This is a genomic window from Sphingopyxis sp. Q841, assembly GCF_052384365.1.
Classification (GTDB): domain Bacteria; phylum Pseudomonadota; class Alphaproteobacteria; order Sphingomonadales; family Sphingomonadaceae; genus Sphingopyxis; species Sphingopyxis terrae_A.
Map to the genome: position 1 here is coordinate 525,224 of NZ_JBQSUM010000002.1, position 23,783 is coordinate 549,006.

17 protein-coding genes and 1 pseudogene are annotated in these 23,783 nt (G+C 64.7%); 8 read left to right on the forward strand and 10 right to left on the reverse strand.

The window, feature by feature from the left end; genetic code table 11:
- Window positions 1-7: 7 nt before the first annotated feature.
- Window positions 8-1,021: a polyprenyl synthetase family protein gene (locus ACT17R_RS12880; protein WP_003039135.1), complete on the reverse strand. Its 1,014-nt coding sequence runs from the start codon at window positions 1,019-1,021 to the stop codon at window positions 8-10.
- Window positions 1,022-1,125: 104 nt separating this feature from the next.
- On the opposite strand from ACT17R_RS12880, the gene ACT17R_RS12885 reads away from it, so the two are divergent.
- Window positions 1,126-1,413 (forward strand): chorismate mutase, encoded by a 288-nt coding sequence (locus tag ACT17R_RS12885; protein ID WP_058812022.1) that lies wholly within the window; start codon window positions 1,126-1,128, stop codon window positions 1,411-1,413.
- Window positions 1,410-2,105 carry a glutathione S-transferase N-terminal domain-containing protein gene (locus ACT17R_RS12890; protein WP_444809565.1) on the forward strand — a complete coding sequence of 232 codons (696 nt, stop codon included), beginning with the start codon at window positions 1,410-1,412 and terminating at the stop codon, window positions 2,103-2,105. Before ACT17R_RS12885 ends, ACT17R_RS12890 begins: the two co-directional genes overlap by 4 nt.
- A gap of 115 nt (window positions 2,106-2,220) precedes the next feature.
- Here ACT17R_RS12890 and rpoC read toward each other — a convergent pair whose 3' ends face one another.
- Entirely contained in the window at window positions 2,221-6,501 is a 4,281-nt protein-coding gene (rpoC, locus tag ACT17R_RS12895) for a DNA-directed RNA polymerase subunit beta' (RefSeq protein ID WP_058812020.1), read from the reverse strand.
- A 52-nt stretch (window positions 6,502-6,553) separates the two neighbouring features.
- The gene (gene rpoB, locus ACT17R_RS12900; RefSeq protein WP_058812019.1) at window positions 6,554-10,732 is read right to left on the reverse strand and encodes a DNA-directed RNA polymerase subunit beta; all 4,179 of its coding nucleotides are present in this window, start codon (window positions 10,730-10,732) and stop codon (window positions 6,554-6,556) included.
- Between the two features lie 410 nt (window positions 10,733-11,142).
- Here rpoB and ACT17R_RS12905 point away from each other — a divergent pair, with 410 nt between their 5' ends.
- Window positions 11,143-11,760 carry a hypothetical protein gene (locus ACT17R_RS12905; RefSeq protein ID WP_444809566.1) on the forward strand — a complete coding sequence of 206 codons (618 nt, stop codon included), beginning with the start codon at window positions 11,143-11,145 and terminating at the stop codon, window positions 11,758-11,760.
- A gap of 66 nt (window positions 11,761-11,826) precedes the next feature.
- Here ACT17R_RS12905 and ACT17R_RS12910 read toward each other — a convergent pair whose 3' ends face one another.
- Complete coding sequence (locus ACT17R_RS12910) at window positions 11,827-13,626, reverse strand: diguanylate cyclase (protein ID WP_444809567.1); 1,800 nt, start codon at window positions 13,624-13,626, stop codon at window positions 11,827-11,829.
- A 91-nt stretch (window positions 13,627-13,717) separates the two neighbouring features.
- Window positions 13,718-14,338: a TetR/AcrR family transcriptional regulator gene (locus ACT17R_RS12915; protein WP_003039152.1), complete on the reverse strand. Its 621-nt coding sequence runs from the start codon at window positions 14,336-14,338 to the stop codon at window positions 13,718-13,720.
- Between the two features lie 51 nt (window positions 14,339-14,389).
- Between ACT17R_RS12915 and ACT17R_RS12920 the strand changes: the two genes are divergently transcribed.
- Window positions 14,390-15,832, forward strand: a complete 1,443-nt coding sequence (locus ACT17R_RS12920; protein ID WP_444809568.1) for an 8'-apo-carotenoid 13,14-cleaving dioxygenase — start codon at window positions 14,390-14,392, stop codon at window positions 15,830-15,832.
- Window positions 15,833-15,976: 144 nt separating this feature from the next.
- Window positions 15,977-16,996, forward strand: a complete 1,020-nt coding sequence (locus ACT17R_RS12925; RefSeq protein ID WP_444809569.1) for a hypothetical protein — start codon at window positions 15,977-15,979, stop codon at window positions 16,994-16,996.
- A gap of 138 nt (window positions 16,997-17,134) precedes the next feature.
- Here the strand turns inward: ACT17R_RS12925 and rplL are convergent, their stop codons facing one another.
- Window positions 17,135-17,509, reverse strand: coding sequence for a 50S ribosomal protein L7/L12 (gene rplL / locus ACT17R_RS12930; protein ID WP_003039166.1), 375 nt, complete (start codon window positions 17,507-17,509; stop codon window positions 17,135-17,137).
- 56 nt (window positions 17,510-17,565) lie between these two features.
- Window positions 17,566-18,081, reverse strand: a complete 516-nt coding sequence (gene rplJ, locus ACT17R_RS12935; RefSeq protein WP_003039169.1) for a 50S ribosomal protein L10 — start codon at window positions 18,079-18,081, stop codon at window positions 17,566-17,568.
- Between the two features lie 452 nt (window positions 18,082-18,533).
- Here rplJ and ACT17R_RS12940 point away from each other — a divergent pair, with 452 nt between their 5' ends.
- Together ACT17R_RS12940 and ACT17R_RS12945 are read left to right on the forward strand one after the other, a co-directional pair.
- On the forward strand, window positions 18,534-19,100 hold the full coding sequence (locus ACT17R_RS12940; protein WP_003039172.1) for a PadR family transcriptional regulator: 567 nt from the start codon (window positions 18,534-18,536) through the stop codon (window positions 19,098-19,100).
- Window positions 19,101-19,111: 11 nt separating this feature from the next.
- Window positions 19,112-19,425, forward strand: a pseudogene (locus tag ACT17R_RS12945) (DUF2218 domain-containing protein).
- A 67-nt stretch (window positions 19,426-19,492) separates the two neighbouring features.
- Here the strand turns inward: ACT17R_RS12945 and grxD are convergent.
- The 3 genes from grxD to ACT17R_RS12960 are packed head-to-tail and all read right to left on the reverse strand — an operon-like array spanning window position 19,493 to window position 20,457.
- Entirely contained in the window at window positions 19,493-19,822 is a 330-nt protein-coding gene (grxD, locus tag ACT17R_RS12950; RefSeq protein WP_003039178.1) for a Grx4 family monothiol glutaredoxin, read from the reverse strand.
- A 48-nt stretch (window positions 19,823-19,870) separates the two neighbouring features.
- On the reverse strand, window positions 19,871-20,104 hold the full coding sequence (locus ACT17R_RS12955) for a BolA/IbaG family iron-sulfur metabolism protein (RefSeq protein ID WP_062769264.1): 234 nt from the start codon (window positions 20,102-20,104) through the stop codon (window positions 19,871-19,873).
- Window positions 20,105-20,130: 26 nt separating this feature from the next.
- Entirely contained in the window at window positions 20,131-20,457 is a 327-nt protein-coding gene (locus ACT17R_RS12960; protein WP_003039183.1) for a DUF1476 domain-containing protein, read from the reverse strand.
- 215 nt (window positions 20,458-20,672) lie between these two features.
- Between ACT17R_RS12960 and ACT17R_RS12965 the strand changes: the two genes are divergently transcribed.
- Window positions 20,673-23,783: a CHAT domain-containing protein gene (locus tag ACT17R_RS12965; RefSeq protein WP_444809570.1), complete on the forward strand. Its 3,111-nt coding sequence runs from the start codon at window positions 20,673-20,675 to the stop codon at window positions 23,781-23,783.

Here is a 23,783-nt window from a genome sequence, read left to right on the forward strand (position 1 = left end):
CGCCGCGTCAATAGGCGCGGGCGACCGCAAAGGCGACGGCTTCGGTCAGCGCCGCCTTGGCCTGGCTGCTGCGAAACCCCCCGATGGCATCGACCGCGCGCTGACCATAATGCCGCGCGCGCGCCAGCGTGTCGGCGATCGTGTCGTGCTTGAGCAGGAGCGAGGTCGCATAGGCGAGATCGTCGTCCGAAGCGCGGTGGCCGACGATAGCCTGCTTCCAGAATTCGCGTTCCTCGGCGCTGCCGCGCGCGTAAGCGAGGATGACCGGCAGGGTGACCTTGCCGTCGCGGAAATCGTCACCGACCCCCTTGCCCATCGTTTCGGCGTCCGAAACATAGTCGATCGCATCGTCGACGAGTTGGAAGGCGATGCCCAGATTGCGGCCGTAAGCGTCGAGCGCTGCCTCGGTCGCCTCGTCGCGCTCGGCAACGACCGCGGCGATCTTGCACGCGCTGGCAAACAGTTCGGCGGTCTTGGCGTTGATGATCGCGAGATATTGGTCCTCGCTGGTTTCGACACGGCGCTGCGCCGAAAGCTGGTTCACTTCGCCTTCCGCGATCACCGCCGAAGCATGGCTGAGGATCTTGAGCACCTTGAGCGAGCCGTCCTCGACCATCAGTTCGAACGAACGCGCGAACAGGAAATCGCCGACGAGCACCGACGCGCTGTTGCCCCAGATGATATTCGCGGTCTTGCGCCCGCGGCGCAGGTCCGATCCGTCGACGACATCGTCGTGGAGCAGGGTCGCGGTATGGATGAATTCGACCGCGGCGGCGAGCTTGCAATGGCGGCGCCCGGGATAGTCGAGCAACTGCGCGCAGGCGAGCGTCAGCATCGGGCGCATCCGCTTGCCACCGCCCGCGATCAGATGTCCGGCGAGTTCGGGAATGAGCGGAATTTCGGACTGCATCCGGTCGAGGATGACCGAATTCACCTCGTTCATGTCGGCGGCGACAAGCGCCATCATCGGATCGAGCGAGGGCGGACGGTCGCCGTGGAGCTGATGGATTTCGGCAGTCATGACACGGGCTGCCTTGGCCGTGCGCCTGCAATTTTGCAACGACTTTCGGCTTGCCACCCGCCCCCCGCCGGTGCCAAGCGTGCCCGACGCAAGAGGAGCCGCGCATGGACGATCAACTCAGCCGCTACCGCCAGAGCATCGACAATATCGACGCGGCGCTCGTCTATATGCTCGCCGAACGGTTCAAGGTGACGAAGGCGGTCGGCGAACTCAAGGCGAAGATCGACCTGCCCCCCGCCGACCCCGACCGCGAGGCACGGCAGGTCGAACGGCTGCGCGCACTGGCGCGCGAGGCCGACCTCGATCCCGAATTCAGCGAGAAATTCCTGCGCTTCATCATCGACGAGGTGATCCGCCACCACGAACATCTGAAGCGGGAGGCCGGCGCATGACCGCTGCGCATCCCGTCTTCGCCAAATGGCCCGCACAGCATCCCGAGCGGCTGCAGCTTTTCACCGCGCCGACCCCGAACGGGGTCAAGCCCAGCATCATGCTCGAGGAATGCGGCCTGCCCTATGAAGCGCATCGCATCGACATCATGGCTAACGAAAGCCACGACCCGGCCTTTCTGGCGCTCAATCCGAATGGCAAGATTCCCGCGATCTACGATCCCGACGGACCGAACGGCACCCCGCTGGCGCTGTTCGAATCGGGGGCGATCCTGATCTATCTCGCCGACAAGACCGGCCAGTTTCTACCCGCCGAGGCGGGCCGGCGTTACGAAGCGATCCAGTGGGTAATGTGGCAGATGGGCGGCATGGGACCGATGTTCGGCCAGCTCGGCTTCTTCCACAAATTCGCCGGCCGCGATTATGAGGACAAGCGTCCGCGCGATCGCTACGCGGCGGAATCGGCGCGGCTGCTCGGCGTCCTCGACGCGCGGCTCGACGGCCGGAGCTGGGTGATGGACGCCGATTACAGTATCGCCGACATTGCGATGCTCGGATGGGTGCGCAACCTGATCGGTTTCTATGATGCGGCCGACATCGTCGGTTTCGATCGCTTCAAACATGTGCAGGCATGGCTCGACCGCGGCCTTGCGCGCCCGGCCGTCCAGCGCGGGCTGGAGGTCGGCGCGAGCTGATAGCGGCGCAGGCGGCACCCGGCCTAAACCCTCAAGGATAAAGAAAAAGCCCCGCCGGATCGCTCCGGCGGGGCTTTTCTTCGGTGGCGTATCTGCAGCCCCAGGGCGCGAGGACTTAGTCCTCGTCGCTCTGGATCAGATAATCGCCGGCATCGGCGTCGGTGCCGTGGGTTTCCCCTTCGACCGCGCCGAGCGGATCGTCGCCCATCGCCGCTTCGGGGCCCTGCGCCAGTTCGGCGGCATGCTCTTCGGCCGCGGTTTGCGGCGCGATGAGATGCGCTTCATTGGCGGCGCGCATGGCGGCACGCAGCGCCGCGTCCTTCGACGAGGCGGTGACGCGGATGCGGTTCATCGCCGCGCCGGTACCCGCCGGGATAAGGCGGCCGACGATGACGTTTTCCTTGAGGCCCATCAGCGAGTCGACCTTGCCCTGCACCGACGCTTCGGTGAGGACGCGGGTCGTCTCCTGGAACGATGCCGCCGAGACGAAGCTGCGCGTCTGCAGGCTCGCCTTGGTGATGCCCAGCAGAACCGGGCGCCCTTCGGCGGGCTTGCCGTTCTTCGGCAGCTTGGCGTTATATTCCATCATCTCCAGATAATCGAGCTGTTCGCCCGGCAGCAGCGTGGTGTCGCCGCCGTCGGTGATCTCGACCTTCTGCAGCATCTGGCGAACGATCACCTCGATGTGCTTGTCGTTGATCTTCACGCCCTGCAGTCGGTAGACTTCCTGGATTTCCGCGACGAGGAATTCGGCCAGCGCTTCGACACCCATCACGTCGAGGATGTCGTGCGGGTTCGGCGAGCCCGAGATCAGCGCGTCGCCGCGCTTCACATAGTCGCCTTCCTGCACTTCGAGCACCTTGGATTTCGGGATCAGATACTCGACCGCATCGCCCTCTTCCGGAACGATCGCGATCTTGCGCTTCGCCTTGTAATCCTTGACGAATTCGATGCGGCCCGAAAGCTTTGCGATGACCGCATTGTCCTTCGGAATGCGCGCTTCGAACAGCTCGGCAACACGCGGCAGACCGCCGGTGATGTCGCGCGTCTTCGACGCTTCGCGGGTGACACGGGCCAGAACGTCGCCCGCCTTCACTTCCTGACCGTCTTCGACCGAGATCATCGTGCCGACCGCGAGCAGATAGCGCGCGGCTTCACCCGACGCATCGTCGAGCAGGGTCAGGCGCGGCTGAAGGTCTTCCTTCTTGCCGCGACCGGTGGTGCGATATTCGATCACGACGCGCTGGGCGATACCTGTCGCTTCGTCGACCTGTTCGGTCAGCGTCTTGGCATCGACCAGATCCTGATATTTCACGATGCCGTTCTTTTCGGTGATGAGCGGCATGGTGAACGGATCCCATTCGGCAATCCGGTCGCCCTTCTTCACCTTCTCGCCATTCTTGTGCATGATCTGCGCACCATAGGGCAGCTTGTGCGTCGCGCGTTCGCGACCTTCGCTGTCGATGACCGCGATTTCGCCCGAACGCGACAGCGCCAGACGGCGACCGCGCTGGTCGACGATCGTTTCCATGTCGCGATATTCGATCGTACCGTCCGAAATCGCTTCAAGGTTCGACTGTTCGTTGACCTGCGCCGCACCGCCGATGTGGAAGGTCCGCATCGTCAGCTGCGTGCCCGGTTCACCGATCGACTGCGCCGCGATGACGCCGACCGCTTCGCCGATGTTCACCGGCGTACCGCGCGCAAGGTCGCGGCCGTAGCATTTGGCGCAGACGCCCAGGCTGGCTTCGCAGACCAGCGGCGAGCGGATCTTCACCGCCTGCACTTCGGCTTCCTCGATCTTGGCGACCGTGGGTTCGTCGAGCAGCGTGCCGACGGGGGCAATGACATTGCCGTCCTTGTCGACAACATCCTCGAGCGTCGTGCGGCCCAGGATGCGCTCGCCCAGCGAGGCGATCGTCGAACCGCCCTGGATGATCGCGCGCATTTCCATGCCGCGGGTCGTACCGCAATCATCCTCGATCACGACGCAATCCTGCGACACGTCGACCAGACGGCGGGTCAGGTAACCCGAGTTCGCCGTTTTGAGCGCGGTGTCGGCCAGACCCTTACGGGCACCGTGGGTCGAGTTGAAATACTCGAGAACGGTCAGGCCTTCCTTGAAGTTCGAGATGATCGGCGTTTCGATGATCTCGCCCGACGGTTTGGCCATAAGGCCACGCATGCCGGCAAGCTGCTTCATCTGCGCCGGCGAACCACGCGCGCCCGAGTGCGCCATCATGTAGATCGAGTTGACCGGAGCAAGCCGGCCGTCGTCGAGCTTCGGCGTCGCCCGGATTTCGTCCATCATCGCGTTCGCGACCTTGTCGCCGCACTGCGACCAGGCGTCGATCGCCTTGTTGTACTTTTCCTGCTGCGTGATCAGGCCGTCCTGATACTGCTGCTCGAAATCCTTCACCAGCGCGCGGGTCTCGTCGACCAGCTTTTCCTTGGCGTCGGGGATGATCATGTCGTCCTTGCCGAACGAGATGCCGGCACGGAACGCGTGGCGGAAGCCCAGCGCCATGATGGCGTCGGCGAACAGCACCGTCTCCTTCTGGCCGGTGTGACGATAGACCTGATCGATCACGTCGCCGATTTCCTTCTTGGTCAGAAGGCGGTTGACGACGTCGAAGGGCACGGTGTGCGACTTCGGCAGGCATTCGCCGATCAGCATGCGGCCCGGCGTTGTTTCGAAGCGGCGCAGATATTCATTGCCGGCTTCGTCGGTCTGCGGAACGCGGCTGGTGATCTTCGAGTGCAGCGTAACCGCGCCCGTGTAAAGCGCCTGGTGCACTTCGGCCATGTCGGCCAGCAGCATGCCCTCGCCCGGTTCGCCTTCGCGTTCCATCGACAGATAATAGAGGCCGAGGACCATGTCCTGCGACGGAACGATGATCGGCTTGCCGTTCGCGGGGCTGAGGATGTTGTTGGTCGACATCATCAGCACGCGGGCTTCCAGCTGCGCTTCGAGGCTCAGCGGGACGTGCACGGCCATCTGGTCGCCGTCGAAGTCGGCGTTGAACGCGGCGCAGACCAGCGGGTGAAGCTGGATCGCCTTGCCCTCGATCAGCACCGGTTCGAACGCCTGAATGCCGAGGCGGTGGAGCGTCGGGGCGCGGTTCAGCAGGACCGGGTGCTCGCGAATGACTTCGTCGAGGATGTCCCAGACTTCCTTGCGTTCCTTTTCGACCCACTTCTTCGCCTGCTTGAGGGTCATCGACAGACCCTTGGCGTCGAGGCGCGCGTAGATGAACGGCTTGAACAGCTCGAGCGCCATCTTCTTCGGCAGGCCGCACTGGTGCAGCTTGAGTTCCGGACCGGTCACAATGACCGAACGGCCCGAATAGTCGACGCGCTTGCCGAGCAGGTTCTGACGGAAGCGGCCCTGCTTGCCCTTGAGCATGTCGCTGAGCGACTTCAGCGGACGCTTGTTGGCACCGGTGATCGTACGGCCGCGGCGGCCGTTGTCGAACAGCGCGTCGACGGCTTCCTGCAGCATGCGCTTTTCGTTGCGGACGATGATGTCCGGCGCACGCAGCTCCATCAGGCGCTTCAGACGGTTGTTACGGTTGATGACGCGGCGATACAGGTCGTTGAGATCCGACGTCGCGAAGCGGCCGCCGTCGAGCGGCACCAGCGGGCGCAGTTCGGGCGGGATGACCGGAATGACTTCGAGGATCATCCACTCGGGACGGTTGCCCGATTCGATGAAGCTTTCGACGACTTTCAGACGCTTGATGATCTTCTTGGGCTTCAGCTCCGACTTGGTCGTTGCCAGCTCTTCCATCAGATCGACGCGTTCCTGTTCGAGGTCGAGCCCTTCGAGGAGCACGCGGATCGCCTCGGCGCCGATGCCGGCCGAGAAGGCGTCCTCGCCATATTCGTCCTGCGCGTCGAGCAGTTCGTCCTCGGTCAGAAGCTGGAACTTCTCGAGCGGCGTCAGGCCGGGTTCGAGAACGATATAGGCTTCGAAATAGAGGACGCGCTCAAGCTGCTTCAGCTGCATGTCGAGCAGCAGGCCGATGCGCGAGGGCAGCGACTTCAGGAACCAGATGTGCGCGACGGGCGCGGCGAGCTCAATATGGCCCATGCGCTCGCGGCGGACCTTGGTCACCGTGACTTCGACACCGCATTTTTCGCAGACGATGCCCTTGTATTTCATGCGCTTGTACTTGCCGCACAGGCATTCATAATCCTTGATCGGACCGAAGATGCGCGCACAGAACAGGCCGTCGCGTTCAGGCTTGAACGTGCGGTAGTTGATCGTTTCGGGCTTCTTGATCTCACCGAACGACCACGAGCGGATGCGCTCCGGGCTCGCGATGCCGATCTTGATCATGTCGAAGGTTTCGGGCTTCGCGACCGGGTTCATGAAGTTGGTAATCTGGTTCATATTCTAGCTCCACTCTTCCCCCTCCACCGCCGGCGGAAGGGGGTGAGGAAAATCATTCGGCGGCTTCGGGAAGAGCGTCCGGACCATCTTTGTCGTCTTCGTCCGTATAGGACGACAGTTCGACGTTGAGGCCCAGCGAGCGCATTTCCTTGACGAGCACGTTGAAGCTTTCGGGAATGCCTGCCTCGAAGGTGTCGTCGCCCTTGACGATCGCTTCGTAAACCTTGGTGCGGCCGATCACGTCGTCCGACTTCACCGTCAGCATTTCCTGCAGCGTGTAGGCGGCGCCATAAGCCTGGAGCGCCCACACTTCCATTTCACCGAAGCGCTGGCCGCCGAACTGCGCCTTACCGCCCAGCGGCTGCTGGGTTACGAGGCTGTACGGCCCGATTGAGCGCGCGTGGATCTTGTCGTCGACTAGGTGATGGAGCTTCAGGATATACATATATCCCACCGTCACCTTGCGGTCGAAACGATCGCCCGTGCGGCCGTCGTACAGATCGACCTGACCCGACCGGTCGAGACCGGCACGTTCCAGCATCGTCGACACATCGCCTTCGCGCGCGCCGTCGAACACCGGCGTCGCGAACGGAATACCGAGCGACAGGTGGCCCGCCATCTCGACAATCTGATCATTGCTGCGACCCTTGATGTCGTCGGCATAATCGTCGCCATAGGCGGTGAGCAGCGCCTCACGTACCGCTTCGGGCGGCGCGCCCGCTTCGGGGTTCGGGTTTGCCGCACGCCAATCTTCGAGCGCCGCGGTAATCTGGCGGCCGAAACCGCGCGATGCCCAGCCGAGGTGCGTTTCGAGGATCTGACCGACGTTCATACGCGACGGCACGCCCAGCGGGTTGAGCACCACGTCGACATGCGTGCCGTCTTCGAGGAACGGCATGTCCTCGATCGGCAGGATGCGGCTGATGATACCCTTGTTCCCGTGGCGGCCCGCCATCTTGTCGCCCGACTGCAGCTTGCGCTTGATGGCAACGAAGACCTTGACCATCTTGAGCACGCCCGGCGCGAGTTCGTCGCCGCGCTGCAGCTTTTCGACGCGGTCTTCATACTTCGCGTTGATCCGCTTGATCGCGTCGTCATACTGCGCCTTGATCGCTTCGAGCGCGGCCTGCGCCTTGTCGTCGACGACCGCGAGCTTCCACCAGTCGCCGCGATCGAGTTCGGCGAGCTGATCTTCGGTCAGCACGTCGCCCTTCTTCATGCCCTTGGGCACTGCGCTGGTGGCCTGGCCGACCAGCAGTTCCTTGAGGCTGGAGAAGGTCGCGCGGTTGAGGATCGCGCGCTCGTCGTCGGCGTCCTGCTTCAGACGCTCGATTTCTTCGCGTTCGATCGCGATCGCGCGTTCGTCCTTGTCGATGCCGTGACGGTTGAAGACGCGGACTTCGACGACCGTACCCGACACGCCCGGCGGCAGGCGGAGCGAGGTGTCGCGCACGTCGCTGGCCTTTTCGCCGAAGATGGCGCGCAGCAGCTTTTCTTCCGGCGTCATCGGGCTTTCGCCCTTCGGCGTGATCTTGCCGACCAGGATGTCGCCCGGGCCGACTTCGGCGCCGATGTAGACGATGCCCGCTTCGTCAAGGTTGCGGAGCGCTTCTTCGCCGACGTTCGGAATGTCGCGCGTGATGTCCTCCGGCCCGAGGCGCGTGTCGCGGGCGGTGACTTCGAATTCCTCGATGTGGATCGAGGTGAAGACGTCGTCCTTCACGATACGTTCGGAAATGAGGATCGAGTCCTCATAATTGTAGCCGTTCCACGGCATGAACGCGACGAGCACATTCTTGCCGAGCGCCAGTTCGCCAAGCTCGGTCGACGGACCGTCGGCGATGATGTCGCCGGTGCGGATCACGTCGCCCACCTTCACCAGCGGACGCTGGTTGATGCAGGTGTTCTGGTTCGACCGCTGGAATTTCTGGAGGCGATAGATGTCGACGCCCGACTTGCCGGGTTCGACAAGGTCGGTCGCACGGATGACGATACGCGTCGCATCGACCTGGTCGATGATGCCGCCGCGGCGTGCCGCGATGGCCGCGCCCGAATCGCGTGCGACGGTGCCTTCCATGCCGGTGCCGACGACGGGCGCTTCGGCCCGCAGCAGCGGCACGGCCTGACGCTGCATGTTCGATCCCATCAGCGCGCGGTTGGCGTCATCGTTTTCCAGGAACGGAATGAGCGAGGCCGCAACCGAAACAAGCTGCTTCGGCGACACGTCCATCAGCGTGATCTGTTCGCGCGGCGCCATCAGGAATTCGCCGGCTTCACGCGCCGAGATCAGCTCCTCGACGAAGCTGCCGTCGGGGTTGAGATCGGCGTTCGCCTGCGCGACCGTGTGCTTCGATTCCTCCATCGCCGACAGATAGACGACTTCGCTCGTCACCTTGCCGTCGACGACGCGGCGGTACGGGGTTTCGATGAAGCCATATTTGTTGACGCGCGCGAAGGTCGCGAGGCTGTTGATCAGACCGATGTTCGGGCCTTCCGGCGTTTCGATCGGGCAAATACGGCCATAGTGCGTCGGATGGACGTCGCGGACTTCGAAGCCCGCGCGTTCGCGGGTCAGACCGCCCGGCCCGAGCGCCGAGACGCGGCGCTTGTGGGTGACTTCCGACAGCGGGTTGGTCTGGTCCATGAACTGCGAAAGCTGCGACGAGCCGAAGAATTCGCGCACCGCAGCAACCGCCGGCTTCGCGTTGATCAGATCGTTCGGCATCACCGTCGAGACGTCGACCGACGACATGCGCTCCTTGACCGCACGCTCCATGCGCAGCAGGCCGACGCGATACTGGTTTTCGAGCAGCTCGCCGACCGAACGGACGCGGCGGTTGCCGAGATTGTCGATATCGTCGATCTCGCCCTTGCCGTCCTTCAGGTTCACCAGTTCCTTGACCACGGCGAGAATGTCCTCGCTGCGCAGCGTCGTCACCGTGTCCTCTGCGTCGAGGCCGAGGCGCATGTTGAGCTTGACGCGGCCCACCGCCGACAGGTCATAGCGTTCGGGATCGAAGAAGAGGCCCGCGAACAGCGCGTCGGCGGTTTCGCGCGTCGGCGGTTCGCCGGGGCGCATGACGCGATAGATGTCGCTCAGCGCCTGATCGCGATCCTCGGCCTTGTCGGCCTTCAGCGTGTTGCGGATCCACGGACCGGTGTTGTTGTGGTCGATGTCGAGCAGCACCAGCTTGTCGATGCCGGCGGCGTCCATCTTTTCCAGATTTTCCGCGGTCACTTCATCGCCTGCTTCGATGTAGATCTCGCCGGTCGATTCATTGATCAGGTCATAGGCGCTGTAACGGCCGAAGATTTCCTCGGTCGGGATCAGCAGCGTTTCAAGACCATCCTTCGCCGCCTTGTTGGCGAGGCGCGGGCTGATCTTGTGGCCCGCGGCGAACACGACTTCGCCGGTCTTGGCGTCCACGATATCGAACGCCGGCTTCGCGCCGCGCCAGTTTTCGAGGACGAACGGGATCTTCCAGCCATCTGCCGCGCGTTCGAAGATCATGCGATCGTAGAAGAAGTTCAGGATTTCTTCGCCCGACATGCCCAGCGCATACAGCAGGCTGGTCACCGGAAGCTTGCGCTTGCGGTCGATACGAACGTTGACGATGTCCTTGGCGTCGAATTCGAAATCGAGCCACGAACCGCGATACGGAATGACGCGCGCGGCAAAGAGATATTTGCCCGACGAGTGGGTCTTGCCGCGGTCATGGTCGAACAGCACACCCGGCGAACGGTGCATCTGGCTGACGATGACACGCTCGGTGCCGTTGATGAAGAAGGTGCCGTTCTCGGTCATGAGCGGCATGTCGCCCATGTAGACGTCCTGCTCCTTGATATCGAGAACCGAACGCGTGTCGGTTTCGCTGTCGACTTCAAAGACGATCAGGCGCAGCGTGACCTTCATCGGCGCCGCATAGGTGATGCCGCGCTGACGGCATTCCTCGACGTCATATTTGGGCTCTTCGAGCTCGTAATGGACGAAGTCCAGCTCCGCGGTCCCGGCAAAGTCGCGGATCGGAAACACGCTGCGCAGCGTCTTTTCAAGGCCCGAGACGTAACCGACCGACGGATCGGAACGCAGGAACTGTTCATAGGATTCGCGCTGCACCTCGATGAGGTTGGGCATTTCCACGGCTTCGTGGATATTGCCGAACAGCTTGCGGATTCGCTTGGTTGCGGTTGCTTCGAGGGCCTTGCCCACCGACTTCGCCTTGGTCGCCATAAAGGATTGTCTCGCCTGTAAAAATTCGACTCGCGAGCGCGATAGAGACGCAAAAAAGCCGCAGGCAACCGTTGCCGGTTTACCGCAGCTTTCCAACGCATCTCGAAATCCCGACCGCCCTATTCGTGCTGCCTGCCGCGCAAAGTCAGGCCGCTTCCCGGACGGAAAGGTGTGAGGCGGATATAGGATCGGGGCTGGCCACTGTCAATTGGCGGCCCCCAATATAAGCTTTGCATCTGGCCCGCCGGCTCCATGACGTCGCCCATCAGCGAATATTCCGTGCCGATTGCGCGCCGCGGCTCGCTTCGTCCCGGCTCTGCCACGGTTCGGCAGCTTTGGCATGGCCTTCGCGTCACGGCATGCGTTCAAGGTCCATGTCAATCCGAAAACCACCAAGGAGAAAAGAAGCTATGCGCAAGATCGCAGGCATTGTCACGTCCCTCTCTCTCGGCCTCGCGATGGCCGCCGGCACGCCGGCATTCGCGCAGAGCGCGCCCGCCGCGGCGCCGACCATCAACCTCGCGCCCGGCACGACGGTCTATGACTCTGCTGGCAAGGCGATCGGCCCGATTGCCAGTGTCGCCGACCCCAACGTCGTCATCACTGTCGATGGCAAGTCGGTCGCACTGCCCAAAACGTCGTTCATGGAAACCGACAAGGGCCCGGCGATCACGCTGACCCTCGAACAGCTCACCGCCTGGCTCGATCAGCAGGCCGCAGCCGCCACGGCGGCGCTGAACGCCGCGCTCGTCCCCGGCGCCGACATCCGCAGTGCCAAGGGAACCGCCATCGTCGGCAAGGTCAAGGTTGTCGAAGCCGACGCTGTCGTTCTGACGACCGCCGAAGGCGACATGCGCTTGCCGAAGTCGGCTTTCTTCCAGTCGCAGCAGGGTCTGGCCACGAGCTTCACCGCCGAGCAGTTTGCGGCGGCGATTGCCGAAGCCAAGGCTGCAGCGCAGCCCGCGGCGACCGCCGAAGCGGCAGCCGATCCGGCGCCCGCGGAAGCGACGGCAAAAGAAGCCAACTGATCGCAGCACGATTGGTTAAAGGTGGGCGCGAGGGACATCCCTCGCGCCCTTCTTTTTGTCCGCGGATCAGGCTGCCATGCGCAGCCGGTTGCGCCCTTCGCGCTTGGCGAGATAGAGCGCCTTGTCGGCGCGGTGCAGCAATTCCTCGACGCTGGCGTCGGCGGCATACGCCGCAAGGCCGATGCTGATCGTGACATGCGCCGGGCCTTCGGCCTCGACATCGGCCTTTTCGATCGATGCCCGAATGCGCTCGGCGACCAGTTCCGCCGACCGGGCGCTCGGCCCCTGAAAGATGCACACAAATTCCTCGCCGCCATAACGGCCAACGACATCTTCCTCGCGCAGCGTCGCCTTCGCGCGCTGCCCGACCCAGCGGATCACCTCGTCGCCCACTGCGTGACCGTGACGATCGTTGATCTGCTTGAAATGATCGATGTCGAAAATCGCCACCGCGAGCTGCGTCCGCCCCTCGCCTGCCGCCAGCAAGGCGCGATTGAGCAGCGCGAGTGTCGAGCGCCGGTTGGGCAGCCCAGTGAGCATGTCGGTGTTCGCGGCTTCCTCGGCGATGCTGCGCGCGGCTTCCAGGCTGCGGGCATTTTCGACCGTTGCTGTGACATCCTGCACCGTACCGAAAATGCCGACGCTGCGCCCGCCGCGCCCGCGCTCGATCGAACCGTGCGATTTGACATAGCGTATCGCGCCGTCGGCGCGGATGATCCGTCCCTGATATTCGAAGGGTTCGCCGGTGCGCACCGCCTCTTCCAATATCGCCCTCACCGCGGGCTGATCCTCTTCGACATATTGCTCGACGCTGGTCGTCACGCTGACCGGCGCGCCGGGTTCCAGTCCGTGGATGCGATAGGTCTGGTCCGACCAGTGGATCGTCCAGCGCATCAGATCGACGCGCCAATGGCCCACCAGCGCAGCCGCTTCGGCCTGCACCAGCCAGCGATTGCTCTGCTCGAGCCGTTTGGCGAGCCGGCGCTGGACGACGAGCGATGCAGCGAGGGGCAGCGCGGTCGACTGAAGCGCCAGCAGATAGAATTGCAGGAAGAAGACCTGCTCCTTGACGCTGGCCTCCATCGCCGCGACCGGCCCGTGCCCCTGCCCGGTCAGCCAGGCCGCGATGCCGGCGATGATGAGCATGCCGGCCGCGGCGCCGAACGGACCGACGCGATAGGCGGCGACGATCACCGCGATGACCGGAAGGAATGTCGCCGGAAAGTACGATTGTTCGAAGCTGACCGCAGTAATCAGCGCCGCAAGCGCGAGCACCGAGATCGCTTCGCTCTTCATGCGCATGGTCGCATTGTCGAGCGCCTTCGACGCGACAAGCCGCGTCAGCATGATCAACGGCGGTGCCACGATCAGCATGCCGAGCGCCACGGTCGTCATCCACGAGAGGAAGAAGTCGAGGCCGATGCCGCCGAAAGCCAGCATCGTACCGCCCCCCGCGATCAAGGCACTGGCCATGCTGGCCACGATCACCGCAAGGCAGAAGCTGGCGACGGCGCGCGGCACCATGAACGAGAGGTCCTCGCCCTCGCGGCGGCGAACGATCCAGAAGGCGAGCCCCGCCTCGACCGAATTGGCGAGCGTGAAAATCGCCGCCATCAGGAAGGGCGCCCCGCTCAGCATGTTCGCGGCAAGGCTGGCCGCCGCTGCGGCGCCGATCGCCGCCGGTCGTGCGCGCCCCGGCATCAACAGCAGCAACGCCAGGAAATAGCCGCTCGGCGGCCAGATCGCGGCGATATTGTCCTCCCCCTTCGTCGCATGCAGCGACAGGCTGGCGAGCATGAAATAGCCAAGCGCCATCAGCAGCGACCAGAACGTCGCTTCTACTCGTGGGGGGAGTGTCCGCGTCATGCCCGTTATCTGGCAAAAACTGGAAAACAAATGGCTAACATCGCCACCTGTTTAGCCGGGAACGGGCGCGAAATCTCTGCAAATCATCGCGTTAGTCGAACCCGCCGAAAGTCATTGCGACGACCTGTTCGACCCGCGCTTCGTCCCATTCGATCCGGCGGTCGAGAATCAGCATTGCCAGCCCGTGCACCAATGACCAAGCGTGGAGCGCCGCGACGTCGGGCGCATCGAGCTGCGGCAGCGCCTGCGACACCCCGACGCGCAGCAGGTTGAAGGCGGTTTCGCCGCCATCGGTCCCCGCTTCGCGATAGCGTTCGGGCATCTGGCGCGTGAAGCTGAGCCGAAAGATAGCGGGGTCTTCGTGCGCAAAGCGGACATAGGCGATACCGATCGCAAGAAAGCCCGCCTTGCCGCCGCCCGCCTTGAGCCACGCCTGCGCCTGCAACGCCCCCAGCCGCCGCAATCCTTCGTCGGCCAGCGCGTCGAGCAGCGCCTCCTTGTCGGGGAAATGCCGGTAAAGCGCGGTCGCGCTGACGCCGACGTCGCGCGCCAGCGCGCGCAGGCCGAGTTCCGCATCGTCGCCCTCGGTCAGCCGCTTCATCCCGGCGGCGATCACCGCAGCGCGCAGGTCGCCATGATGATAGCCCTTGCCACGCGGCGTCGCCACCGCATCGACATTTTCCATGTTGACACTGTTATCTTCGTCGATCATGTTTGCACTGTAAACATCGCGAGTCGGTCGCGCAAGCGAAAGGAGAAGGGCATGGCGAGCAATATGGAAACGCTGATCCGCGGCGCGGTCACCAAGGGCATCGGCAAGGTCGCCGATTTCAACCGCAAGCGCCTGCCCCGCCCCACCGAAGCGCATCCCTATCTGACCGGCATCCACAAACCGATGACCGAGGAATTGACGATCGAGGCCCTGCGCGTCGACGGGGACATTCCCGCGGCGCTTTCGGGGCGCTATCTGCGCAATGGCCCCAACCCGGCTCTCCCCCCCGATCCCGCGAGCTACCACTGGTTCACGGGCGCCGGCATGGTCCACGGGCTGCGCATCGGCGACGGCAAGGCGCACTGGTATCGCAACCGCTGGGTGCGCGGGACCGAGGCGTGCGCAAAGCTCGGCGAGCCGATCCCCCCCGGCCCGCGCACCGACGGCTTCGATGCCCCCAACACCAATGTCGTCGGATTGGCGGGACGTACCTTTGCGATCGTCGAGGCGGGCGGCAAGCCCGTCGAACTCGACGATCAACTCATGACGATCGCCCACAACCCCTTCGACGGCACCCTCGCTGGCCCTTACACGGCGCACCCGCATCATGACCCGCTCACCGGCGAGACGCATGCGATCACCTACCGCGGCGACGAAATGAATAAGGTCTGGCACGTCGTGCTCGACGACAAGGCGCAGGTGATCCGTGAAGAAGCGGTCGCAGTGAGCGACGGTCCGTCGATTCACGACTGCGCTATCACCGAACATTACGTGCTGGTGTTCGATCTGCCCGTCACCTTTTCGATGAAATCGCTGCTCGCCGGCTATCGCTTTCCCTATGCGTGGAACGAAGCCCATCCCGCGCGCGTCGGCCTCCTCCCCAGGAAAGGCCGTGGCGACGAGGTGGTGTGGGTGCCGGTCGATCCCTGCTATGTCTTTCACCCCGCCAATGCGTTCGAAACCACCGACGGCAAGGTGGTGGTCGATGTCGTCGCGCACGACACGATGTTCGCGCGCTCGAAGCGCGGCCCCGACAGCGAACGGTCGCGCATGGAACGCTGGACCATCGACCCGGTGGCGGGGACCACGACGCGCGCAGTTGTACACGATCATCCGCAGGAATTTCCGCGCTACGACGAGCGCCTGACCACCCGCCCCTATCGCTATATCTACAGCGTCGCCATTCCGGGCGGTGACGCGGTCGAAATGGCGATCGCCGATACCCGGCTGTTCCGCCACGATCTGGAAAGGGGCGCGACCGAGGCGCGTGATTTCGGCCCCGGCCGCCATCCCGGCGAGTTTGTCTTCGTCCCCCGCAGCGCCGCCGGGGCCGAAGATGACGGCTGGCTGATCGGCCTGGTGGTCGACATGACCAACGAGACGAGCGAGCTCGTCATCCTCAACGCCGACGATTTTACCGGCGCGCCGCAAGCGGTAATCCATCTGCCGCACCGGATCCCGCCCGGCTTTCATGGCAATTGGATCGCTGACTGAGCCACGGCGCGGCGGCCGGTCGCAACCCCGACTCGGTTCGCCGACGCGCCGAATCTTCGTCCAATCGCCGGGCCGCCACGGCTCGTCGTGAAAAGCGCTGTCATTTGGCAGCGCTTTTCACGCGCGGTTCGTTTTCCTTTCACTATGACGAAGAAGCTCCCCCTCCTCCGCCCTGCCACGAGCGCGATGGCCGCGTTCCTGGTCCTGTCCACCCCGGCCGCCTTTGCGCAGACCGCGCCGGCCGAAACCACGCCCCCCGCGATGGCGCCCGAACCCGTCGCGCCGCCGGTTGTGATGGTCCCGCCGGTCGCCGCACCGGCTCCGCAGACGACGCAGCCTGCGACGACCGCACCTGCGCCGGTCATCCGCGTGCCGCTCGACGTCGCGCCCCCCGCTACCGAAGCAACGCCGAAGGTGGCGGAACCGCAGGCCGAGGCGCTCCCCGCGCCGCGCGCCGAACGTCAGGCGAAAGCCGCGCCGGCCGAGCGGACCCGCGAGCCCGCGGCCGCCCCGGCAAGCCCGGCAACCGAACCGGCCGCACCGACTAGCGCAACCGCATCGACGCTCGCCGAAGATAGCGCGCTGACGCCGCCGCTTGCGACGCCGGTCGCCGAACCCGCAGATCCTATGGTCGCGCAGCGCGCCGATGCCGGCGGCGACGCCTTCCCCTGGGAAATCGCTGGCGGCGCCGCCGCTCTGCTGCTCGCGGGCGGCGCAGCCTTCGCCTTGATGCGCCGCCGTCGCACCGATGGTGTCGCCGAGGAAACGCGCTACGAAGATGGTCCGGTCGCGGCCCCTGCGCCCGAAGCCTATCGCGCGCCCGTCATTACGGTGCCGCCCGCCAAGCCGCGCTCGGCGCCCGCATTCGCCACCGCGCCGCACGGCAGCATGGGCCGTCATGAGGCGCTGGCCATGGCCGGGCCGAGCGAAGACAATCCGTTCCTGACGCTCAAGAAGCGGCTGAAGCGTGCGCGCTTCTATGATCGCCGCGAACGGATGGATTATGATGCGCTGCTTGCCGGACAGAAGGACATGCGCCGTCAGCCCGCCAGCGCGTGGGATATCGCCCAGCGTCCCGAACCGGCCCCGGCGCAGCAAGACGTGCATCGTCCAGACACCCGCCCCGCGCGCCCGGGCCTGCGCCCCGGTTTCGCCAAGGGCTGAGCCAGAGGCTGACCAGCCGCGCGCGTCCGGTTCGTTCGTCGCGCAAGGAAAAAGGGCGGCGCCGCAAGGCACCGCCCTTTTTCTTGTCGCCATGGTTCCGCCGGGAGCCGGCGGCAACCGCTGCGAACGACAGCGAACTTACTTGAGTTCGACGGTCGCGCCGGCAGCTTCCAGCTTCTTCTTGATGTCTTCGGCTTCGGCCTTGTTGACACCTTCCTTGACGGCCTTCGGCGCGCCTTCGACGAGCGCCTTGGCTTCGCCCAGGCCCAGGCCGGTGATCGCGCGGACTTCCTTGATGACGTTGATCTTCTGACCACCGTCGCCGGTCAGGACGACGTCGAATTCGTCCTTTTCTTCAGCAGCCGGAGCGCCAGCGCCAGCAGCCGGAGCGGCAACAGCGACAGCAGCGGCGGCCGAAACGCCCCACTTTTCTTCGAGCATCTTCGAAAGTTCAGCAGCTTCCAGAACGGTCAGCGCCGACAGGTCTTCAACGATCTTAGCAAGATCAGCCATTTTCATTCTCCATCAGAACCGGGATAGCCCGGTGAATTGGTAAGGGTAGGTAGGGTTTATGCCGCTTCCTTGGCGCCATAGGCACCAAAGACCCGCGCCAGCTGACCAGCCGGGGCTGCCGCAATCTGGGCAACCTTGGTGGCCGGAGCCTGAAGCAGGCCGATAAGCGTGCCGCGCAGCTCGTCGAGCGACGGCAGCGAAGCGAGCGCCTTCACGCCTTCCACGTCGAGGACAACATCCCCCATGCCGCCGCCAACGATTTCAAGCTTGTCGTTGGTCTTGGCAAATTCCACGGCGATCTTCGCAGCCGCCACCGCATCGGTGGAAGCGGCAATAGCCGTGGGACCGGTCAGATAATCGCTGATGCCGGTGTAGGGCGTGCCTTCGAGCGCGATCTTGGCCAGGCGGTTCTTCGCGACCTTGAAGCTCGCGCCCGCGTCGCGCATCTGCTGGCGAAGCACCGTCGACTGGGCGACGGTAAGACCAAGGTTGCGAACGATCACAACCGAAGCCGCATTCGACAGCGTAGCGTTCAGCGAGGATACGGCATCGGCTTTTTGAGCACGATCCATGCCTGTTTCTCCACTCTGTGCCCGGATGCGCGCAACAGGGCGCGCCGCCGGGCGGCTAACGAACGCAAAGGCCAGAAAGGACGCATCCCGTCTGTCCGTTGCGTGGCGATGTCCGATGGGGTCGGTCAAGCCGCGGGCGCCTGGATACAGGCGGGCGACCGAAAAAGACTGTTCCCCGTCTAGGCTGGAAATTAAGCGGAGCAAATCCCCCGCACCAACTGTCTCGGACGGAATTGCCAGGATCGGAACCCTGACAACACGGGGGCGCCTAATAGCGGCGAGCCGCCGCGAGTCAAGGAAAATAGCCGCTCCGGCCACAGAGCGTTCGCGCACAAAATCGCGCAAATCCCCTTGCGCAATTTCATTTAAGATATATCTTAGAGCTATCTAAAAACAGTCTAAAGGATAAAGACATGCACTTTCATGGACATAGAGGCGATCGCGGATGCGGCATGCGCCATGGCATGCGACACGGCGGGCGCGGATTCGGACCCGGCTTCGGCCGCGGGCGCGGCTTTGGCGGCCGTCACGGCCACGATGACGAGGGCCGCGGCCGGCGTCGCCGGATGTTCGACAGCGGCGAACTGCGCCTCGTCCTGTTGCGGCTGATCGCCGACGAACCGCGCCACGGCTACGACCTGATCCGGCGGATCGAGGAACTGACAGGCGGCGCCTACGCGCCCAGCCCCGGCGTGATCTACCCTACCCTCACCTTGCTCGACGACATGGGCCAGATTGCCGCTGCCGACAGCGAGGGCGCCAAGAAGCTCTTCGCGATCACGCCGGAGGGTCAGGCCGAACTCGACGCCAATGCCGCGCTCGTCGACGAACTGCTGGCGCGGCTGGCGGAAGTCGGCGATGAGCAGCAGCGCACCGACAGCGCTTCAGTGCGCCGGGCGATGGGCAATTTGCGTGCCGTATTGATGAACCGGCTGCGCGACCGCGAGCTCGACGAAGCCACGCTCCACGAGATTGTGGCGCGGATCGACGAAGCGGCACAGAAGATCGAGCGGCTTTGATGGAGGCTCAGATGACCCATACCGCCACCGCGCAGGTCCCCACGGCGCATGCGAGCAAATATCTGCAGCAGCTTTGCAAGCATTGGCAGCATAATCTGGCGGTCGCCTTCACCGCCGATCACGGCACCGTCACCTTTCCGCGCGACGCGCGCGGAGCGGACTGGCCCGGCGACGGGCTGGTGACCTTCGACGCCGGCGAAGCCGCGCTGTCGGTTCGCATCGATGCGAGCGCCGAAGGCCAGCTCGAGGCACTGAAGGGCGCGGTCGCGCGTCATCTCGACCGCTTCGCCTTTCGCGAAGCGCCGCTGCGTTCGACTGGCAATAGGCAAGGTCGAGCCGGGCGCGCGGTCTATACCGCCGGCCCGGCCGGTCAGCCGATGGCCTGCGTCATGTCAGTCGGCGCGCGCGGGAAGACCGTTGACGAGCTGATGCAGCTCACCGGCTTCCCACATTTCCATCATGATATCGCTGCCGCCGACGAATTCGCCCTTCACATAGAGCTGGGGGATCGTCGGCCAGTCCGAAAATTCCTTGATGCCCTGCCGGATTTCCATGTCCTGCAGCACATCGACGCTGGCATATTCGACGCCAAGCCGGTCGAGCATCGCAATGGCGCGCGACGAAAAGCCGCACTGCGGGAAAAGCGGCGTGCCCTTCATGAAGAGCAGGACGGGATTGTCGGCGACCAGCTTGGCAATGCGGTCGTGAGTGGCTTCGGTCATAACAGGTCTCCGGCACGGGCGCGGGCGCGCCGCATTGGGGTCATACCCCTATGAAGGGATGGCGGTGGTCAATTGCAAGGCGTGAAGTTCGCCGCCCATGCGCCCGCCGAGCGCGGCATAGACCGCCTTGTGCTGCGCGACGCGGCTCAATCCGCGAAAGGATTCGCTGACGATATGCGCCGCATAATGATCATTGTCGCCGGCAAGATCGGTGATCGTCACCTCCGCGTCGGGAAGCGCCGCCTCGATCATCGCCCGCAAATCGGATTCGCGCATGCCCATGCCGGATGTCCTGCCTGGTTCCGCGATCAGTTCTGCGTGTCGATGAACTGGCGGCGCGCCTCGGCCGTCTTTTCGTTGAGCATCGAGCGGATTTCGGCGTCGCTGATCTCGACCGCGGCGGCGGTCAGGTCGCCAGCCAGCTTGCGGATCACATCTTCGTCGCCGGCCTCCTCGAAATCGGCCTGCACGACCGCCTTGGCATAGGCGTCGGTTTCCTCGGGCGTCAGCCCCATGCGCTCGGCGGCCCATTCGCCGAGCAGGCGGTTGCGGCGTGCGGTGATGCGGAACTGCACCTCCTGGTCGCGGGCGAACTTCGCCTCGAAAGCCCGTTCACGATCGTCGAATCCGCTCATTTCACCCTCTTTTGGAAATTGACCCTGTCGGGATGGCAGATAGGTGGCCGCGCCCCGGCGTGCAAGCCGCCTGTGCGGCAGATCACTTCCCTTTTCGCCACAAGGGGTTTAGGGTCCGCCGCAACGGGAATGGGTCGTACCGCAGCAACAGACTGCGCCTTGCCGCCAACCAGATGGCCAGGTGCCCGATGCCGTGACCCTGGGGGAATATCGTGATGACCGTACGACCTGCGTTTCGCCTGTCCTTGCTGGCGCTGCTCGCCGCATCGGCGCCTGTCCCGGCCTGGGCGCAAGGCGAAGACCCGACGCTCCGCGACAGCTTTTCGATCGGCAGCCAGGGCGGCTCGCTGTGCGAAGTGCAGGCAACGGTCCGCGACGCCGTCGTCAAGGGCATGTTCGACCGCGCCTGGGTGATCGTCTGCCGCGACGCGAGCCAGCCCGTCGGTTATATCCGCGCGCTGCGTGCCAGCGAAGCCGACGCGGTGCAGCGGCTGGCGGCGGCGCGCGATCCCAACATTGTCTGCGGCGCCGACGGTCGCTGCACGATCAAGGGCAGCAGCGTCGAATGGGCAAGCCGCATCGAAATGGACGGCGCGACCGCCTACACCGCCGAAGGCTTTGCCGCTTATGGCGACGCGCTGACGCTCGCGCTCCAGTCGATCCGCCAGCACAAGGTCGCACCGGGCGTCATCAAGGTCGCAACGACATCGGTTGGCGGCGGCGACGAAGGCTTCGCGCGCACGCTCGCCGGGACGATCGACCTCGACCGGGCGCTCGCCGAAGGCTATCGCCGCAACCACAGCGGCGACTATGCCGAAGCGGCCGAATTTTTCGAAGCGCTGTCGCGCCGCACCGGGAACGATGCGTCGACCGGCGACATCGACCCGAGCGAATTCACGCTTAACCGCGCGCTCCAGAAATCGAACCTCGGCGAATTTGCCGAAGCCGCGCGCCTGTTCGCCAATGTCGATGCGATCCCGACGAGCGATCCGGTGCAATTGCGGCTGCGGCGCAATTTTCAGGCGATCGATGCGCTCAACCAGCGCGACTATGCGCGCGCCGCCGAAATCCTGCAGCGTCCGGTGCCGCCGACCACCGCATCGATCGAAGCCGCCGACGGCGGCGTCACGCTAACCCCTGCGATCACCGCCGGCGTCAACAGCGGTAGCAACGCCCGCGCCATCCGCCAGACATCGGACAGCGAGCGGCTGAGCCCGCTCGAGCGCGCGCAGATCATCGACGCACAGGCGACGCATCTGCTCGGCACCGTCGATCGCCTCCGCGGCGATGCGAAAACCGCCAAGCAGCTCCAGCTCAAGGGTCTGACTGACGCGCTGGCCGTGCGGCAGGGGCGTGTCACTTCGATCGTCCGGCTGCGTTCGCAGATGCTCGGCGAGCTTGCACTGACCGAAGAGGCACTGGGCGACATGGGCGCGGCGGATGCGCGCTTCCGCGAATCGGTCGATGCGCTCGCGATCGAATATCCCGAAACCAATGCGCTCGCTTCGGCGCGCGCGCGCTACGCCGCCTTCCTGACCCGCCAGGGCCGCGACAACGAGGCGCTCGCCCTCTATCACGCGGTGGTAAAGGCGCTCGCCGACACGCAGCGGTCGTCGACCGGCATGGCGAATATCATGGCGCCCTATTACCGCCTGCTTGCGGCACGCGCGCCGACCGATCCCGCCGCCGTCGCCGATTTCTTCGTCGCCAGCCAGCTCCAGGTTCGTCCCGGCGTCGCCGATACGCAGGCTGTGCTGGCGCGCGAACTGTCGGGCGGCGACGGCGACGGCGCCCGGCTGTTCCGTCAGGCGACGACGCTCAATCGCGACATCGAACGCGCGCGGATCGAGGAAGCGCGCCTGATCCAGCTCCCCGCGACCGGCGAGGTCGTCGCACGGCTCGCCGATGTGAAGACACAGATCGACAATCTGTCGTTCCAGCAGGCCGAAACCGTCGCCAAACTGTCGGCGTTCCCGCAATATCGCGTCGTATCGTCGGGCAAGCTCGATCTCGGCGAATTGCAGCAGGTACTGCGCCCCGACGAAGCCTATCTGAAGATGCTGGTCGTCGGCGACGCCGTCTATGCGATGCTGATCGAGCCGGGCAATGCGCAGCTCTGGCGCGCCGACATCGACGCCGACGGCCTGGAAAACGCCGTTGATGCGATCCGCTCCACGATTTCGACGGTCGAAAACGGACGCCGCGTCACTTATCCGTTCGACGCGGCCACCGCGCGCAAACTCTATGTCCAGCTGTTCGGCCCGGCCGCCGATCACCTGCCGGCGATCAAGCACCTTGTCTTCGAACCCGATGGCGCGATGCTGAAACTTCCCGTCAACCTGCTCATCACTTCCGACACCGGGCTCGCCGCCTATGAACAGCGGGTCAATGATCCCGCCGCCGACCCCTTCGACATGCGCGGCATCGCCTGGCTCGGTCGCTCGACCCGGCCGAGCACCGCGGTATCGGCGCTCGCTTTTCGCAACGCGCGCCAGGCGCCGCCATCGACCGCACGGCGGCAATATTTCGGGCTTGGCGAAAATCTGCCGCTCGCCGGCGGTTTCCTGCCCTCGCTCGGCACCCGCGGCGCGGCGAGCGACAGCGTCGACGGCACCTGCCAGTGGAGCGCCTCGCAATGGGCGCGTCCGATCTCGGCCGCCGAACTCGTGACCGCAAGCAGCACCATCGGGCGCGACAGCTCGACCCTGCTCACCGGCGGCGACTTCACCGATACCGCGGTTAAGGAACGCGGCGACCTTAGCGACTATCGCATCATCCATTTTGCAACCCACGGTCTCGTCACCGCACCGAAGCCGTCCTGCCCGGCGCGCCCCGCACTCGTCACCTCGTTCGGCGACAAGGATTCGGACGGCCTGCTCACGTTCCAGGAAATCTTCGACCTAAAGCTCGATGCCGACCTGGTGATCCTGTCGGCCTGCGATACCGCGGGCGCCGCCTCGGTCGCCGCAACGCGCGAAGCCGGCGTCGCCAGCGGCGGCGGCAGCGCGCTCGACGGTCTCGTCCGATCGTTCATCGGCGCCGGGGGGCGTTCGGTCATCGCAAGCCATTGGCCGGCGCCCGACGATTTCGACGCAACCAAGCGGCTGATCGGCGGCCTGTTCGCGGCCCCTCAGGGCGAAAGCGTCGCCGATGCGCTGTGGACGACGCAAAGCCAGCTGATGAACGACCAGCAAACCTCGCATCCCTATTATTGGGCCGGGTTCGCCATCATCGGCGATGGTGCGCAGCCGCTGCTGCACGGCCTCCCCACGACGACGGCCACCGCCCCCGCCACCAGAGTTTCGACCCGACGCGCGGCGCGCTGA

Excerpts from the sequence above, each read along its gene's own strand:
- ACT17R_RS12955 (WP_062769264.1), bottom strand. The coding sequence starts at position 20,104 with ATGGGCATGCGCGAATCCGATTTGCGGGCGATGATCGAGGCGGCGCTT.
- ACT17R_RS12905 (WP_444809566.1), top strand. The coding sequence starts at position 11,143 with ATGCGCAAGATCGCAGGCATTGTCACGTCCCTCTCTCTCGGCCTCGCG.
- grxD (WP_003039178.1), bottom strand. The coding sequence starts at position 19,822 with ATGACCGAAGCCACTCACGACCGCATTGCCAAGCTGGTCGCCGACAAT.
- rpoC (WP_058812020.1), bottom strand. The coding sequence starts at position 6,501 with ATGAACCAGATTACCAACTTCATGAACCCGGTCGCGAAGCCCGAAACC.
- rpoB (WP_058812019.1), bottom strand. The coding sequence starts at position 10,732 with ATGGCGACCAAGGCGAAGTCGGTGGGCAAGGCCCTCGAAGCAACCGCA.
- ACT17R_RS12880 (WP_003039135.1), bottom strand. The coding sequence starts at position 1,021 with ATGACTGCCGAAATCCATCAGCTCCACGGCGACCGTCCGCCCTCGCTC.
- ACT17R_RS12940 (WP_003039172.1), top strand. The coding sequence starts at position 18,534 with ATGCGCCATGGCATGCGACACGGCGGGCGCGGATTCGGACCCGGCTTC.
- rplJ (WP_003039169.1), bottom strand. The coding sequence starts at position 18,081 with ATGGATCGTGCTCAAAAAGCCGATGCCGTATCCTCGCTGAACGCTACG.
- ACT17R_RS12915 (WP_003039152.1), bottom strand. The coding sequence starts at position 14,338 with ATGATCGACGAAGATAACAGTGTCAACATGGAAAATGTCGATGCGGTG.
- ACT17R_RS12925 (WP_444809569.1), top strand. The coding sequence starts at position 15,977 with ATGACGAAGAAGCTCCCCCTCCTCCGCCCTGCCACGAGCGCGATGGCC.
- ACT17R_RS12885 (WP_058812022.1), top strand. The coding sequence starts at position 1,126 with ATGGACGATCAACTCAGCCGCTACCGCCAGAGCATCGACAATATCGAC.
- ACT17R_RS12920 (WP_444809568.1), top strand. The coding sequence starts at position 14,390 with ATGGCGAGCAATATGGAAACGCTGATCCGCGGCGCGGTCACCAAGGGC.
- ACT17R_RS12960 (WP_003039183.1), bottom strand. The coding sequence starts at position 20,457 with ATGAGCGGATTCGACGATCGTGAACGGGCTTTCGAGGCGAAGTTCGCC.
- ACT17R_RS12890 (WP_444809565.1), top strand. The coding sequence starts at position 1,410 with ATGACCGCTGCGCATCCCGTCTTCGCCAAATGGCCCGCACAGCATCCC.
- ACT17R_RS12965 (WP_444809570.1), top strand. The coding sequence starts at position 20,673 with ATGACCGTACGACCTGCGTTTCGCCTGTCCTTGCTGGCGCTGCTCGCC.
- rplL (WP_003039166.1), bottom strand. The coding sequence starts at position 17,509 with ATGGCTGATCTTGCTAAGATCGTTGAAGACCTGTCGGCGCTGACCGTT.
- ACT17R_RS12910 (WP_444809567.1), bottom strand. The coding sequence starts at position 13,626 with ATGACGCGGACACTCCCCCCACGAGTAGAAGCGACGTTCTGGTCGCTG.